Origin of the sequence: Flavobacterium sp. (genome assembly GCF_025352425.1) — a bacterium.
Lineage (GTDB): Bacteria > Bacteroidota > Bacteroidia > Flavobacteriales > Flavobacteriaceae > Flavobacterium.
Window position 1 is genome coordinate 35,562 of sequence record NZ_JANXTI010000071.1, and the last position, 15,196, is coordinate 50,757.

Consider the following 15,196-nt stretch of genomic DNA (forward strand, 5'->3'; position numbering starts at 1 on the left):
AACTTATAACTTTTATGGGATCTACAGGTACTACTGGAAATAATACTGAGAATACTTGGGGTGGCGGAAACGAGCCAATGGGAGCAAGTTACGGCAAATTGATGATGTGGTTTTTCATCATATCGGATGCTTTAACCTTCTCAGGTTTTCTTGCTGCGTATGGTTTTTCAAGATTTAAATTTATCAATAATTGGCCAATTGCCGACGAAGTGTTTACGCACTTTCCATTTATGCATGGTGTAGAAGCACCAATGTATTATGTGGCATTGATGACTTTTATATTGATATTTTCTTCTGTAACTATGGTTTTAGCGGTTGATGCGGGTCATCACATGCAAAAGATGAAAGTAGCGTTCTATATGCTATTGACTATTCTGGGTGGTTTAATCTTCGTGGGTTCACAAGCCTGGGAATGGAAGAACTTCATCAAAGGTGAATATGGCGCGGTTGAAACCAAAGGCGGAAGCATCATCCAATTTGTAAACAAAGAAGGCGAAAGAGTTAAACTGGAAAAATTCGCTGTTCATCTTCCGGGTCAAAGAGAAGAGTTAACAAGAAACAAAGGGAAATGGTTTATGAAGGACGAAGAATCCTTAACCACTTATTCTGTTGCCGAAGTGCAAGCTGGTTTCAAATCGCATCCTGAATTGTTAATCAGAACCGAAAAAATTTATAGAGACACCGAAGAAGATAGAAAAAATACTAAACTACAACCGGGATTAAATCACAACAAAAGAAGAGAAATCTTAACAAGAGTTGAATCTGAAATAATGGTGGCTAATGGTGCTATAGTTGTTGAAGGCGCAAACTTAAGGCACAACGAATACGGAAGTAAATTGTTTGCCGATTTCTTTTTCTTCATTACAGGTTTCCACGGTTTCCACGTATTCTCCGGAGTTATTATCAACTTCATCATTTTCTTAAATGTTGTTTTAGGAACCTACGAGAAAAGAAGAACCTATGAAATGGTAGAAAAAGTTGGACTTTATTGGCACTTTGTCGATTTAGTTTGGGTATTTGTATTTACATTCTTCTACTTAGTTTAATTTTTTAGAAAATTTATATTATGTCACACGACCACGCACACGAGCACGTATCAAATACAAAAAGAATATGGATGGTTTTTGCACTTTTGTCTGTTGTAACTACTGTCGAGGTGTATTTAGGAATTACAAGGCCGAGCTTTTTATTCATGCACAATTTCCTAAGCATGAATTTATTAAACTGGGTATTCATCTTATTAACGCTTTATAAAGCATACTACATTGTTTGGGCTTTCATGCACATGGAAGGCGAAAGAAGTAGTTTGCGCTGGTCAGTTGTTGCGACTGTCATTTTCCTTGTATTATATTTATTATTTATACTTCTTGTTGAAGCAGATTACATTTTCGAGGTTTTTAAAAATGCCACTATTAAGTGGAATTTTTAACGGTATATTAATTCAAAAAAAGTCCCGTCGAGTTAGATAACACGTCGGGATTTTTTTATTTTTGTACATCATTTTTCACAATCCAAATGAAAAAAAATATTGTCCTTTTTGTCTTGTTTGTTTTACCCATAGTTGCCTATCTTTTCTTTGCTTCTGGTGTGAATAGTTTTATTTCTTTGCCCACCATTACCAAAAACGTTCCTGAAGTCAACACCTGGAAAACCCTCGATAATAAACCGGTTGCCTTAACCAATAAGATTACGATACTTGGCTTTATAGGAACTGATGTTATGAAGCACAAAGGGAGTTTCTTTAATCTTTATGAAATCATTTATGATAAATATAAGGATTTCAAGGATTTTCAAGTGGTCATGGTATTACCCGATGGAACACAAAAACAGGTTGAGGATTTACTAAAATTAGACATAAAGCAATTGGGAACACACAAAGGATGGAAATTCGTTTTTGCTTCACCTAATGATATAGTTGCTTTTTACGACAAACTTCAATTGGTTGGTAAACTCGATACTACCTTAGCAACGCCAAATGTCTTTATCATTGACAAAAAAAGAAACCTGAGAGGCAGAAAAGGAGAAGATCAAAAGGGAACACCCGAATATAAAGAAGGATACAACACCATTTTTGTTTCTGAGCTTTATAATAAGATGATGGACGATATGAAAATCATCATTTATGAATACCGTGCCGCGCTTAAAAAGAACCATAACGCTACAAAAGAACTTTAGATTTTTATCATATGAAGAATAAATCTTATATCGGATTATCATTTGTAGTGTTGGTTTTTGGAATCATCTTCATTCCGAAAATTATCAACAGAATAAAAAGCGAAACAGTAGTACAGGGCGACAGACTTGACGCTGTTTCTAATCATAAAAACGGAGAAACAGGTTTAGTTAAAATTGGGCCGGCTCCCAAATTTGAATTGACCGACCAAAACGAAACAAAGGTTAACAACAATACCTATTTAGGCAAAGTATATCTGGTAGAATTTTTCTTCACAACCTGTCCTTCCATTTGTCCGGTTATGAATAGGAACATGGTGGATATTCAGAACGAGTTTTTTGGAAACCCTAATTTTGGGATTGCTTCTATATCTATTGATCCGGAGCATGATTCATCACAAGTATTAAAAGAGCATGCTAAAACACTTGGCGTAAAATCTTCCAATTGGCATTTATTAACAGGAGATAAAGAGTATATTTTTAATATCGCTAACAAAGGATTTAATCTTTATGCCGGGGAAAATAAAAATATCAAAGGCGGATTTGAGCATTCCGGACTTTTTGCTTTGATTGATAAAAAGGGAAATATTCGTTGCAGAAGAGATGATTTTAACAATCCAATCTTGTATTATGACGGATTAGACAAAAAAGGGGTAAAAGCCATTACAGAAGACATAAAAAAACTCTTAAATGAATAAATCAGACAACAAAACGCTGGAACAAAGATTTAGATTTCCCATAATTCTGATTTCAATACTAATACCGGTTGCCGTAGCTGTTTTGTTTACAGTGAAGCTAAAGGATTTTGGCATTGAAGTGGAGCCACTTTCTTTTTTACCACCAATTTATGCCTCCATAAATGGTCTTACCGCCTTACTTTTAGTTATGGGAGTAATGGCAATCAAAAACGGAAACCAAAAAGTGCACGAACGATTTATGACCACCGCTATTGCTTGTTCCGGGTTTTTTTTAATAATGTATGTGGCGTATCACATGACTGCAGATTCAACAGTTTATGGCGATATTGATGGCAACAAAATTTTAGATGCAACAGAAAAAACAAATGCTGGTATAGCACGCGAGGTGTATTTGTTCATTTTGCTTACCCATATAGCGTTGTCAATTATAATTATTCCTTTGGTATTGATTACGTATGTGAGAGCCTTAGCAGCCCGATTTGACAAGCATAAAAAAATAGCAAAAATTACTTTCCCGCTTTGGTTGTATGTAGCAATAACAGGAGTTATTGTCTATTTAATGATTTCACCTTATTATGCAAACTAAAGAAGAAAGAGCCAAGAGCCAAGAGCCAAGAACGTTTAGTTTGAAAAAGACTTTTTTCTTGCTTCTTGCTTCTTGCTTCTTTTCTCTTTCTGCTGCAGCCCAATGCGCCATGTGCCGCGCGGCTTTGGAAAGTGAAGGCAATAAAACGAAAGTAGAAGCCGTAAATGACGGTATTGTTTTCTTGATGGCTGTCCCTTATATAATTGTGGCAGTAATAGGTTTTGCGATTTACAGGATGTATTTTAAGAAGTCAGTTTCTAAAGAATAATTCTCCGAATTAATCCATTCCGTCAATTTTCACGTTCATTTTCCCAGTCGTTGTAATAAATGCAATAATAGCTTTATCGGTTACTTCTACTTTTTCAAAATCAAAATCATTCATGCTTCCGTTAACGAAAACACCTTTCATTGGTGAATAATTATTCAGATAAGGCAACAAACTTTTCTTGCCTTCTTCCAGATTTTCCTTTATAGAATAACGACAGTTTTCTTGAATTTTTTTCAAAATCACACCCTGTAATAGCCAATTGGCGGTTCTGGTTAATAGTCCTTTTGTGTTTAAAACATAATCCATTTGTTCAAAATAAATCTCTTTGGTTACCGCGTTATAATTTGGACTTCCCGAAAGATAAATGGTTCCGTTAATGCTTCCCGTCATATCTAGTCCAATAATAATCTTACTGTCTTTTTGCCAAAGCGATACATTCTGAACAACTATTTTTCTACTGCCGGCGGCAAATTCTTTTCCTTTAAAATTATTGGAAATGATTCTGGAAGCACTTTCATAAGTAGAAATGGCGGCAATGTTTGCGGTGAGCTTTTCTGGTATTTTAGCTACCGCTTTAAACTGAACAGCATCTCTGTCAAAACTGTTTTTTGGTTTTAAACCAACCATGGTTTGCATATTGCATTTCAATCCTAAATCCATATTGATTTGGCTTTTGCCCAAAACGGCATCGGTTACATAAACCTCTAAAGGAATCAATTTGAACCACGTTTGATATTGTTCGCTGGTTAAAAATGGCGTGCTCATTTTTTCTAAAACATCAAGTACATAGGGCTTGAAGTCACATGACTTTTCAATGGCATCATCAATCTTTTTTGCAATTTTTGATTTGAAAATAGAAAGCGTAGGATTGATGATATAAGTAATTGGAACATTTTTTCCGGCCACTATTATTGTCGGACTTTCAGACCATTCAAAATCATCAATTTTAGAGGTAGTCGACATTTTCCAATTCGACAATTTTACATCGCTAATCAGTGTAATGGTTCCATTCAGATTAATTTCCCGGGTATCGTTTAAACCCATGAAATCAGTTCCGTATTTAAATCGGGACCAAATTTTTAAGGGTAATGTGGTTTGTATTTTGCCGTTTTTCATGACAAGCCGAATGGGTGCCGTTTTTGTAATTTTCATTTCAGTTTTATCATCATCCAAATTGGAATCGTCATAAATCTGACCGTTCAGCGTTTTGTTTAACTGGTTTTCAATTTCTGTTAAGGAAATTTCCAAAGGCATATTGACAAACGATGTTTTGGTGTTGTAAACCATGGGTGTATCATCGGAAGGGAGCGGTTTTAAGGCTTCAATCTTTTGGGTAGTAGAACAACTATTGAAAAACTGCGAAAGGAACAGGACAAAAAGAGTTACTCTGAATGTTGCCATAAATACAAATATTTTTTGGCAAAAATAAAAGTAAAAAATGTAATAATCCTGTAACATTATCAAAAAAGTCAAGTCTAAGTTTGTATCTCTTTAAATAAAGAATAAAAAGACAAAATCATATATTTGCTTACTAAAAAATTGAAGCTTGCAAACCAGTTTTATTATGAAATGTAACTTACAAAAAATTGCTCTTCTTTTTATTTTGCTTTTAGGTTTTTTTGGTCATGCTCAGGTCAAAAACTGGACGCTTGAGGAATGTGTTGCGTATGCTTTGAAAAACAACATTTCCATCAAACAATCTGAACTGGATTTAAAAATTTCGGATGTCGAAAAACTCGAAGCTCTTGGAAACTTTCTTCCAAATGTTAGCGGTTCGGCAAGTTATGGAATCAATACTGGTGCAAACATTAATCCGGCAACAAATCAATTTGAAAACGAATCGTTCCGTTCTGCTTCGGCAAATATCAATACAAGTGTGAATTTGTTTAACGGGTTATTAAACTGGAAAAATCTGCAACGGGTAAAGCTCAACAAATTGGCAAACACTTACAGGGTGGACAAAATGAAAGACGATATTGCCCTTTCTGTTGCCAATTCTTATCTACAAATTTTATTTAACAAAGAGCAATTGAAGGTTTTAGTTAACCAAAATAAAATAACTAAAGAAAATCTATTCCGAACCAAGGAATTAATTCAAGCAGGAACACTTCCGGCTGGTGATATTTATGATTTGAATGCAACTTATGCGTCTCAGGAACAACAAATTATAGTAGCTGAAAACACTTTAATGATTTCTAAATTAGCTTTGGCGCAAACCCTTTTGTTAGAAGATTATGCTAATTTTGATGTTGCAGTATCAGAAATGGATATCCCGCCCACTACAATTCTGCTTCAGACTCCTGAGGCAATTATGCAAAAAGCCAAGGAAGTGGTCAATGATATAAAAATTGCAAGTTCCAATCTTGATATTGCCAAAAAAGATGTCCAACTTTCCCGAGCAGGTTATTTGCCAACACTTTCAGGTTTTGCAAGTTACAACACACGTTGGTCTCAAAGCATTCCTATTGGTTTTGTCGATCAGCTTTCTACCTTTGACGGGACGAATGTTGGTATACAATTGAATGTGCCCATCTTGAATGGATTTGCTACTCGTGGCAGAGTTCAACGAAGTAAAATCAGTCAGGAAAAAACCAAATTGCTTTTAGATCAATCGGAATTAGATTTGGAAAGAACTGTATTTCAAGCGTATTATGATTTGATGACAGCAAAAGCGGCTTATGAAGCGGCTCTTAAAACTTCTGAAGCACGCAAATTTGCCAACGATTTTTCAAAAGAACGCTATGATGTAGGGTTGTTGAATTCATTCGATTATAGTCAGACTTTATTAGCCTATGAAAATGCTCAATCTGAAGTTTTAAGAACAAAATACGATTACATTTTTAAAATTAAATTATTAGAATTTTATTTTGGAATCCCAATTATTCAAAAACAATAAACCATGTCAAAAAAGAAAATTTATATACTAGTTGGAGTTGTTATCGCACTAATTATAGTGCTTGTTACTTTAAAGTCAAAAGGAATTATTGGCGGTAATGATGATTCAAAAGAAGTTGAAACGGCAAAAGTTGATGAAATAACCATTGTAGAAACCGTATCCGCAACCGGCAAAATCCAACCAGAAATTGAAGTAAAAATATCTTCGGAAGTATCGGGAGAAATTATCGCTTTGCCTGTAAAAGAAGGGCAAGTAGTAAAAAAAGGCGATTTGTTGGTTAAGATAAATCCGGATTTATATACTTCAGGTTATAACAGAACTATTTCAAATTTGTCAGGTTCAAAAGCAGGATTAAGTCAGGCTGATGCAACATTCAAGGAAGCAAAAGCAAGTTATGACAGAAGCAAGACCTTGTTTGATAAAGGAATCATTTCGAAGTCAGATTGGGATAAAGCAGTGGCGACTTTTGATGGAGCAAAAGCCAACAAAGACTTGGCTTATTATAATGTGCAAAGCGCAAATGCAACAGTAAAAGAAGCAAAAGACAACCTTGGCAGAACAACTATTTATGCTCCGGCGGATGGGACTATTTCGTCACTTGGTGTGGAATTAGGGGAACGTGTTTTGGGACAACAACAAATGACCGGAACGGAGATTCTTCGTGTTGCCAACCTTAATAATATGGAAGTTGAAGTGAGTGTCAACGAAAATGATATTGTAAAAATCAGCATTGGCGACAGCACAAAAATCCAGGTTGATGCGTATTTAAAAAAGGAATTCAGAGGTATTGTTACCAGCATTTCTAATTCGGCGAGCGCAGCAACAACGGCTGATCAGGTAACGAATTTTAAAGTAAAAGTTAGAATTTTAAAAGAATCATATCAGGATTTATTGGAAGGAAAACTAGCAACCTATTCACCATTCAGACCTGGAATGACGGCAACTGTTGATATTATTACGAAAAGAAAAGAGAAAGTCATTGGCGTTCCAATTAGCGCTGTTGTTGTAAAATCAGATACGGCGGCAACCAAAAGGTATGAGGTAAAAGAGGAAGGTGAAGACAAAAAAGTTACCGCAAAAAGTGACAAGAAATTTGAATGTGTTTTTGTAAAAGATGGCAACAAAGCCAAAATCAGAATTGTGAAAACCGGAATTCAGGATGACACTAACATCGAGGTTACTTCCGGCTTAAAGAAAGGCGATGTAGTCATTGTGGGTCCATATACAACAGTTACAAAAGACTTAAATTCGGGTGATAAAGTTACTTTGAAAAAGAGTTCTGATGTAAAAGATAAAAAAGAAACTTCTATTACTGTATCTACTAATTAAATCCTGAATCTTTGATTTACATTCTGAATATAGAAACAGCAACCAGAAACTGCTCAGTTTCCTTAGCAAAAAATGGAGAAACTATTTTATGCAGGGAAATAGCCGAACAAGGTTATTCCCATGCCGAGAAACTTCATGTTTTTATCGAAGAAATTTTAAAGGAAACATCCATAACTGTCAGCGATTTAAAAGCCATCGCTGTTAGCAAAGGCCCGGGTTCTTATACCGGTTTGCGTATTGGAGTTTCTACTGCAAAAGGTTTGTGTTATGCGCTTGGAATTCCGTTAATAGCTGTTGATACGTTGCAGGTTTTAGCCAAGCAGGTTGGCGTCGAGAATGGTTTAATTGTTCCAATGCTTGATGCGCGACGAATGGAAGTATACAGCGCCGTTTTTGATAATAAGCACGTCCAAATAATGGAAGTACAAGCGGAAGTGCTTACTGAAAAAAGTTATGCTGAAATAACCGAGCCCATTTATTTTGTTGGCGATTGCCAGGAAAAGTGCAAAACGGTTTTAACTAAAGATAACTTTACTTTCCTTCCCGAAATAATTTTTCCTTCGGCAAATGAAATGAGTTCCCTGAGCTACGAAAAATTTATCAAAGATGAATTTGAAAATGTGGCTTATTTTGAACCTTTTTATCTGAAGGATTTTATGATGGCAAAATCAAAGTAAATTATTTCTTCGGAATTTCTTTTGCAAAAGATTGAATCACAATCCCTGCTTTATCAAAAGCTTCTTTGCATTCCTCTAAAACATCCGAACACATGTCGCTAAAATCGATGTTTTTAGACCATGGACGAATTGATAACTGAATTGCAGTATCTGTCAAGAGATTAACTACCACAGTTGGTGCCGGAGTTTTTAAGACTTTAGGATGCTTTTCTAAAACCTGTATCACAATGTCTTTGGCTGTTTTTATATTCGTTTCGTATGAAATATTAAATAGCAGGTTGGCTCTTCTGTTTTTCCCCAACGAAAAATTAGTTATAACACCGTTAGACAGAATTCCATTCGGAACAAAAATAGTCTGATTGTTTCCTGTAATTAATTTGGTTACAAAAATTTGAATTTCGCTTACCATTCCGGCTACGCCCTGTGCTTCTATAGAATCTCCAACTCTAAAAGGTTTGAATAAAATAATCAGCATTCCACCCGCAAAATTGGATAACGAACCCTGCAAAGATAATCCAACAGCCAAACCAAGAGCTCCGAGAATGGCAACAAACGACGAAGTTTCTATGCCTAATTTTGAAATGAAAGTAATAAAAAGTAAAAAGCGCAATGTCCAGAGTAAACTATCTGCTAAAAAGGTTGACAATGTTGGGTCTAATTCACGCTTAATCATAATCCTTCTTACCAACCGGTTGATTAGCCTAACAGCATACAATCCAATGAAAAGAATAATCAAAGCCATAATCAGCTTTGGTGAATAATCAATTGAAAGTTTAATAAATTGATCGATATATTCCGTAAAGGAATGAATATTGAGAAGTTCGCTTTTTTCCATTTTATGATAAAAAAATCCCGACGAATCGGGATAATTATGCAATGCAAAAATAATAATTTTAATTAGTCAGCATCTTCTTCAACACGATTTGTGACATTTTTAACAGCTTCTTCAGCATGTTCAGAAGCGTCATCGGTAAACGAACTCACTTTTTCCTTTACTGTTTCTTCCGCAGTAGAGATAATTTCACTTATTTTTTCTTTAGCCGAATCTACAATGTTATCAATAGTATCGCCGGCTTGCGGAACATATTCGGTTATTTTTTCTTTAGCGGTATCGGCTAATTCATTTACTTTGTCCATCATTGGCTCTGCCATTTCTTTTACTTTTTCAATAGCTTCTTGGGCAAAATTTTCAGTGGTATCTACCCCTTTTTCTTTTGCACTGCCAAACAAATTTTTTAAAAAGTCTCCTAATCCCATGGTTGTTGTTTTTAATTGGTTACTACTAACAATAGTACAAATTTTTTCTAATTTTTTGCTTTAATTTCTTTTATAATTTGTTCAAAATCCGTTGTTGGGAGGTCGCAAGCTTTGTTCTGACATAAATAAAATAAAGTTTCATTTTCCGCAAATCGATTTTTAAGAAACGGAAGATTTGTCACCGTTTCGCTTCCTGCAACGAGAATGTATGGTAAATAGTTCTTATTTATTTTTTCTAAATAGTGCAAAGCCTTGTTTCCACAAATTGCCAATTCTTTATTTTGTTCCGAATAATGCAAAAACACATTCAACCAATTTGAAAAAGCTGACGGATAATCAACCGTCTGAATTATATTTTGAACCATTTGGTAACAGACATTTTCGTAATGACTGTTCTCAAAATAAATACTCAATTTAAACAAAGCATCCGCCATAACCGAGTTAGAAGCCGGAATCACATTGTCTTCCACTTCAAAGTGTTTAGTAATTAGTGCCTCATCCTGATGCGAAGTAAAGGAGAAAAACTGCGCGGTGACATCATAAAAATTGTCAAAAGCATAATCAGTTAATTGTTTGGCGTTTTGCAGCCAGTTTTCATCAAAAGTTACTTCATATAAAGAAATAAACGCCTGAATTACATGCGCATAATCTTCAAGAAAACCGTTTATAGTTGCTTTTCCATCTTTGTAACTATGTTTCAGATTTCCTTCCGAATCCCAAATTTCCTTGACAATAAAGTTCGCGTTTTGCAAAGCAATTTCTAAATACTTTTTATTTCCAATCGCTTTATAGGCTTCAACAAAACCTTTGAGCATAATCGCATTCCATGAGGTTAGGCATTTATCGTCGAGTCTTGGTTTGTTTCGTTTTTCTCTTTCTGTGTAAAGGATTTGCTCCCAATTTTTTTTCTTTTGTACCAAAGTTTCCAATGAAATATCTTGCTGTTTTGCAATTGCCGATAATGATTGATTTTGTATTAAAACATAATTTTCGTGTTCCCAAAATCCATATTCATTCACATTAAAAACAACTGCAAACAACTCGAAATCATTATGAAGCAACTTTACTAATTCGGTTTTTGTCCAAACATAAAAAGCGCCTTCTTCGAGATGATTTTCTGTATTCAAACTATCTGCATCAAGTGCGGAATAAAAGCTTCCCTCGGTTGTCAACCATTCTTTTTCTACGAATTGCAATGTTTTTTCAATGATTTCTTTATAAAGTTGATTGCCGGTCAATTTATACGCATTGGCATACAGTGAAACCAATTGTCCGTTGTCATAAAGCATTTTTTCAAAATGAGGTACATGCCATTTCATATCGACGGAATAGCGCGAGAATCCGCCGTCAAGTGTATCAAACAATCCGCCGTAAGCCATTTTGGTCAAGGTTAGATTTACAAAATCCAATACATTTTGATTTTTTGTTTGATGGCCAAAACGCAGAAGAAATTCATAATTGGTTGGCATCATAAATTTGGGTGCACGAGCCATTCCGCCAAAATCCCAATCGAAACTTTTTTGCCATTTTGAAACCAAGGATTCCAGAATTTCAAAACTAAAACTTGCTTCTGCAACGTTTTTTGAAATAATACTCAGCGATTGAAGACCTTCGCTTAGTTTTTCGGCATAATCCAGAATGGTTTGTGGTTGTTGGGTATAAATTTCCTGAAGACGTTCTAATGAATTTATCCAGTCATTTTTTCTGAAATACGTTCCTCCCCAAATCGGTCTTCCGTCAGGCAGTGTAATTACATTCATTGGCCAGCCACCGTGACCAGTCATTATTTGAACGGCTTTCATATAAACAGCATCAATATCGGGACGTTCTTCACGGTCAATTTTTATACTGACAAAATTAGCGTTCATTGTTGAAGCTACTTCATGGTCTTCAAAACTTTCGTGCTCCATGACATGGCACCAATGACAGGCAGAATAACCAATGCTGACAATTATTAGTTTGTTTTCTTTTTTGGCTAAAGCCAAAGAATTAGGATTCCATGCTTTCCAATACACAGGATTGTTAGCGTGTTGCAGTAAGTATGGGCTGGTTTCGAGATGTAGTTCATTCATGGCAGATTTTTTTAGCCCCGATTGCAGTGGAAATCCTTTTTATCTTGTTTTGACAAAAACGAGATAAAAAGATTGGAACGAAAAGCGGGAATAGCTCCTATCCGTTTATTGCTTCGACGACAATATCTTTATCGTTGAGCATATCTTTCAGCATATTTTCTATACCGCTTTTTAACGTAAAGGTTGAAGAAGGACAGCCGTTACAGGCGCCCTGAAGCACTACCTTTACACGCTTTTCGGTTTCATCATACGAATCAAAAAGAATATTCCCGCCGTCAGCAGCGACCGCAGGTTTTACGTATTCCTCGAGAATATTGATGATTTGTTGTGACGTAGTGTCAAGATTTTCAAAGTTTTTATTTATCTGTTTTTCCTGTGTTTCAGTGTTTACAATTTGGCTTTCATCAATGACAGTTCCACCGTTTTCTATAAACTGTTTAATAAAAGTGCGTATTTCCAATGTGATTTCTTCCCACGAAATGCTGTCATATTTGGTTACAGAAACATAATTTTCGGCAATAAAAATTTCCTTTACATAGTGAAACTTGAATAGTTCCTGTGCCAAAGGTGATGGTTTTGCTTGGTCAATGTTTTTGAATTCTGCTGCTATTTTTGTCAACGCTTTATTGACCACAAATTTAAGTGAAGCGGGATTAGGCGTGGTTTCACCATAAACAGTTATTGGTTGTTTTTTGTTTAGATTTTCATTTGGCAGAACAATTACACCACCATTATTAACAAAGTTTTCAATTTGTTCGGCAACATCTTCCTGAACCTCTGACCATTCCACAATGCTAAATCGTTCGATAGCTACGAAATTTCCGGAGATGTAAACAGTTTTTACAAAAGGCAGATAAAACAGTTGTTGTGCTAAAGGTGAATTTTTAGCCTCATCAATGTTTTTAAACTCAAAGCTCTCGTTTTGAGTTATAAATTCCGGAAATTCAAATTTTAATATCGCTGAATTTTGAGTTTCTTTTATGCTGATTTTCATCGGAAAAGTGTATTTTTATGCAAATTTAATAAAGTTATTTTGTTAATGGTTATATTTGGACAATTAAACAATTAATTAACATATCGAGTGATTTTGATTCTTAAATCACTTCTGAAATATCATATTAATGAAAAATTTATTTTTATTTTTTACTTTTCTTTGGGGATTTAATTCCTTTTCTCAAGCAATATCAGTCAATAATACTACCTATACTGTTCCGCAACTTGTTCAGGATGTTTTATTTGCCTCGGGGAGCCCCACTTCTTCCTGTGTTGGCACCGTATCAAATATTACTTGGAGTACCGGTAGCGGCGCAAGTGATGGGAGTAGTTTTGGCTCATCAAATGGGATAGGTTTTTTCCAAAATACAAACCCTAATTTTCCTTTGTCTTCGGGAGTTGTTTTGAGTACAGGGGATGCTTTAGATGCCCCAGGACCAAACGATACAATACAGCAAGCTGGCAATTGGCCCGGTGATGCAGATTTATATAATTATATTAACGGATTAGGAATTGACCCTGGTTTGGTGGATTATAATAATGCGACTATTTTGGAATTTGATTTTACACCGTTGACTACAATGATGAGTTTTGATTTTCTCTTTGCTTCTGAAGAGTATGGAGACTATCAATGTGCTTACTCTGATGCATTTGCTTTTTTTCTGACGAATGTAACTACAGGATCAACGCCTACAAATTTGGCTTTGGTTCCTAGTACTACAACTCCAATATCAGTTGTAACTATCCGTGATGGTGCTTATTTCACAGGTTTTGGAACAAATTGTGGGTCAACAAACCCTACCTATTTTGGCAATTTTAATGACTCATCCCCAGCGGTTGCTGCTGCTGCCGCGACCAATTTTAATGGTGAAACAGTTTTAATGACAGCAACATCGGCAGTAATTCCGAATAATTTATATCACATTAAACTTGTTATTGCTGATAGGAATGATGATTTATATGACTCTGCTGTTTTTTTAGGAGGCGGAAGTTTTGATATTGGAACTGCTGATTTAGTTGGAACAGGTACTGAGTTTGGAGGAATTCGCGATTTTACTATCGCTGACAATACTGCGATTTGCAGTTCAAAAACGGTTATTATACAAGCGGGAAATGTTGCAATTCCGGGTGTAACTTACAGTTGGACGCAAGGTGTAACTCCAGTTGGCACCAATTCTAATCTTTATACTGTTACTCAGGCGGGAACTTATACAGTTACGCTTACATATCCTGGCGGATGTCAACAATCGGATTCTATGATTGTTGAATATATTCCTTCACTTGCACTTGGTACTCCAAGTGATTTAACACTATGTAGTGCTCCTTTTAATTTAACAAATAACAGTGCTACTGTTTTAAATGGATTGTCTAATCCTATTACATTTCATCATACGTTATCAGAGGCGCAACAATTAGCATCTCCCATTTTAACCCCTGCAAACTATAATGGTTCCGACGGAGAAATAATATATGTAGCAGTTGAAGATGACGCCACAGGTTGTATTTCTACTGTGCAATTTGCTTTACACATCGACTCTAGTTTGTGTGTAATGCCACCTATTCCCGTGACGCCACCAGATTTGGTTCAATATGAAACGACACCTGGTTCAGGAGTTTCTGTTTTTGATTTTACTCCGCAAACTACAATTATATATGGAGCAAATTCACCAGCGGATTACACCGTTACTTACTATCTTACTTTAGCTGATGCAACTGCTGGAACTAATCCAATAACGGTTATCAATAACTTCCCAAACACATCGGATCCGCAGATAATTTATGCTGTTTTATCTCAAAATAGTATTCCTAATAATGTTGCAATAGTGAGTTTTCAATTGATTGTTGTAGCATTGCCTTTCGTATCCATTTCTGCATCGCCAACTACGGTTTGTGCTGGCGGTTCAGCTACTATAACTTTTACAGGAACACCAAATGCAATAGTTGATTATACTGTGGATGGAAATCCAAGGCAAATTACTTTAAATGGTTCAGGAACTAATTTTGATATTACACTTCCATTAAACGTTAGCACTGTTTATAATTTAGTAAGTGCTACAACCACGACTGCCGCAGGAACAATAACCCAGCCTGAAGTAGGGATGGCAACAGTCACCGTAAACACAGCACCAACAATCAACAATCCAACTCCTTACGTAGTTTGTGATGACAGCTTAAACAATGATGGTCTTTATTGTTTCAATCTGGTGATTAAGAATCCGGAGATTTCGACAGATCCGAATGTTGTGAT

At 35.6% G+C, this 15,196-nt stretch carries 15 protein-coding genes; 10 read left to right on the top strand and 5 right to left on the bottom strand.

Features of this window, described 5'->3' with window-relative positions; all coding sequences use genetic code 11:
• Window positions 1-14 precede the first annotated feature (14 nt).
• From Q0Q99_RS09495 to Q0Q99_RS09520, 6 genes are all read left to right on the top strand, one after another.
• On the top strand, window positions 15-1,046 hold the full coding sequence (locus Q0Q99_RS09495; protein ID WP_293894844.1) for a cytochrome c oxidase subunit 3: 1,032 nt from the start codon (window positions 15-17) through the stop codon (window positions 1,044-1,046).
• A 20-nt stretch (window positions 1,047-1,066) separates the two neighbouring features.
• Complete coding sequence (locus Q0Q99_RS09500) at window positions 1,067-1,429, top strand: cytochrome C oxidase subunit IV family protein (RefSeq protein ID WP_293894847.1); 363 nt, start codon at window positions 1,067-1,069, stop codon at window positions 1,427-1,429.
• An 86-nt stretch (window positions 1,430-1,515) separates the two neighbouring features.
• On the top strand, window positions 1,516-2,175 hold the full coding sequence (locus tag Q0Q99_RS09505) for a hypothetical protein (protein WP_293894850.1): 660 nt from the start codon (window positions 1,516-1,518) through the stop codon (window positions 2,173-2,175).
• Between the two features lie 11 nt (window positions 2,176-2,186).
• Complete coding sequence (locus tag Q0Q99_RS09510; protein WP_293894853.1) at window positions 2,187-2,870, top strand: SCO family protein; 684 nt, start codon at window positions 2,187-2,189, stop codon at window positions 2,868-2,870.
• Complete coding sequence (locus Q0Q99_RS09515) at window positions 2,863-3,456, top strand: DUF420 domain-containing protein (protein ID WP_293894855.1); 594 nt, start codon at window positions 2,863-2,865, stop codon at window positions 3,454-3,456. The genes Q0Q99_RS09510 and Q0Q99_RS09515 overlap by 8 nt, the downstream gene beginning before the upstream one ends.
• Window positions 3,446-3,724, top strand: a complete 279-nt coding sequence (locus Q0Q99_RS09520; protein ID WP_293894858.1) for a hypothetical protein — start codon at window positions 3,446-3,448, stop codon at window positions 3,722-3,724. The genes Q0Q99_RS09515 and Q0Q99_RS09520 overlap by 11 nt, the downstream gene beginning before the upstream one ends.
• Before the next feature lie 9 nt (window positions 3,725-3,733).
• Here the strand turns inward: Q0Q99_RS09520 and Q0Q99_RS09525 are convergent, their stop codons facing one another.
• Window positions 3,734-5,125 (bottom strand): DUF4403 family protein, encoded by a 1,392-nt coding sequence (locus Q0Q99_RS09525; protein WP_293894861.1) that lies wholly within the window; start codon window positions 5,123-5,125, stop codon window positions 3,734-3,736.
• Between the two features lie 163 nt (window positions 5,126-5,288).
• Between Q0Q99_RS09525 and Q0Q99_RS09530 the strand changes: the two genes are divergently transcribed.
• The 3 genes from Q0Q99_RS09530 to tsaB are packed head-to-tail and all read left to right on the top strand — an operon-like array spanning window position 5,289 to window position 8,626.
• Window positions 5,289-6,620: a TolC family protein gene (locus Q0Q99_RS09530; RefSeq protein ID WP_293894864.1), complete on the top strand. Its 1,332-nt coding sequence runs from the start codon at window positions 5,289-5,291 to the stop codon at window positions 6,618-6,620.
• Window positions 6,621-6,623: 3 nt separating this feature from the next.
• Window positions 6,624-7,949, top strand: a complete 1,326-nt coding sequence (locus Q0Q99_RS09535) for an efflux RND transporter periplasmic adaptor subunit (protein ID WP_293894867.1) — start codon at window positions 6,624-6,626, stop codon at window positions 7,947-7,949.
• Window positions 7,950-7,960: 11 nt separating this feature from the next.
• Window positions 7,961-8,626, top strand: a complete 666-nt coding sequence (tsaB, locus tag Q0Q99_RS09540) for a tRNA (adenosine(37)-N6)-threonylcarbamoyltransferase complex dimerization subunit type 1 TsaB (RefSeq protein WP_293894870.1) — start codon at window positions 7,961-7,963, stop codon at window positions 8,624-8,626.
• 1 nt (window position 8,627) lies between these two features.
• On the opposite strand, the gene Q0Q99_RS09545 is transcribed toward tsaB, so the two are convergent.
• From Q0Q99_RS09545 to Q0Q99_RS09560, 4 genes are all read right to left on the bottom strand, one after another.
• Window positions 8,628-9,461, bottom strand: a complete 834-nt coding sequence (locus tag Q0Q99_RS09545) for a mechanosensitive ion channel domain-containing protein (RefSeq protein WP_293894872.1) — start codon at window positions 9,459-9,461, stop codon at window positions 8,628-8,630.
• 62 nt (window positions 9,462-9,523) lie between these two features.
• Window positions 9,524-9,883, bottom strand: coding sequence for a hypothetical protein (locus Q0Q99_RS09550; protein WP_293894874.1), 360 nt, complete (start codon window positions 9,881-9,883; stop codon window positions 9,524-9,526).
• Between the two features lie 47 nt (window positions 9,884-9,930).
• Window positions 9,931-11,955, bottom strand: a complete 2,025-nt coding sequence (locus tag Q0Q99_RS09555; protein WP_293894877.1) for a thioredoxin domain-containing protein — start codon at window positions 11,953-11,955, stop codon at window positions 9,931-9,933.
• A gap of 97 nt (window positions 11,956-12,052) precedes the next feature.
• The gene (locus Q0Q99_RS09560) at window positions 12,053-12,949 is read right to left on the bottom strand and encodes a NifU family protein (protein ID WP_293894880.1); all 897 of its coding nucleotides are present in this window, start codon (window positions 12,947-12,949) and stop codon (window positions 12,053-12,055) included.
• A 127-nt stretch (window positions 12,950-13,076) separates the two neighbouring features.
• Here Q0Q99_RS09560 and Q0Q99_RS09565 point away from each other — a divergent pair.
• Window positions 13,077-15,196, top strand: a 2,120-nt coding sequence (locus Q0Q99_RS09565) for a choice-of-anchor L domain-containing protein (RefSeq protein WP_293894883.1), incomplete at its 3' end; no start/stop codon positions are given.

Coding starts and splice junctions, on each gene's coding strand:
- Q0Q99_RS09510 (WP_293894853.1), top strand. CDS start 2,187: ATGAAGAATAAATCTTATATCGGATTATCATTTGTAGTGTTGGTTTTT.
- Q0Q99_RS09535 (WP_293894867.1), top strand. CDS start 6,624: ATGTCAAAAAAGAAAATTTATATACTAGTTGGAGTTGTTATCGCACTA.
- Q0Q99_RS09495 (WP_293894844.1), top strand. CDS start 15: ATGGGATCTACAGGTACTACTGGAAATAATACTGAGAATACTTGGGGT.
- Q0Q99_RS09515 (WP_293894855.1), top strand. CDS start 2,863: ATGAATAAATCAGACAACAAAACGCTGGAACAAAGATTTAGATTTCCC.
- Q0Q99_RS09555 (WP_293894877.1), bottom strand. CDS start 11,955: ATGAATGAACTACATCTCGAAACCAGCCCATACTTACTGCAACACGCT.
- Q0Q99_RS09525 (WP_293894861.1), bottom strand. CDS start 5,125: ATGGCAACATTCAGAGTAACTCTTTTTGTCCTGTTCCTTTCGCAGTTT.
- Q0Q99_RS09505 (WP_293894850.1), top strand. CDS start 1,516: ATGAAAAAAAATATTGTCCTTTTTGTCTTGTTTGTTTTACCCATAGTT.
- Q0Q99_RS09520 (WP_293894858.1), top strand. CDS start 3,446: ATGCAAACTAAAGAAGAAAGAGCCAAGAGCCAAGAGCCAAGAACGTTT.
- Q0Q99_RS09560 (WP_293894880.1), bottom strand. CDS start 12,949: ATGAAAATCAGCATAAAAGAAACTCAAAATTCAGCGATATTAAAATTT.
- Q0Q99_RS09500 (WP_293894847.1), top strand. CDS start 1,067: ATGTCACACGACCACGCACACGAGCACGTATCAAATACAAAAAGAATA.
- Q0Q99_RS09545 (WP_293894872.1), bottom strand. CDS start 9,461: ATGGAAAAAAGCGAACTTCTCAATATTCATTCCTTTACGGAATATATC.
- Q0Q99_RS09550 (WP_293894874.1), bottom strand. CDS start 9,883: ATGGGATTAGGAGACTTTTTAAAAAATTTGTTTGGCAGTGCAAAAGAA.
- Q0Q99_RS09530 (WP_293894864.1), top strand. CDS start 5,289: ATGAAATGTAACTTACAAAAAATTGCTCTTCTTTTTATTTTGCTTTTA.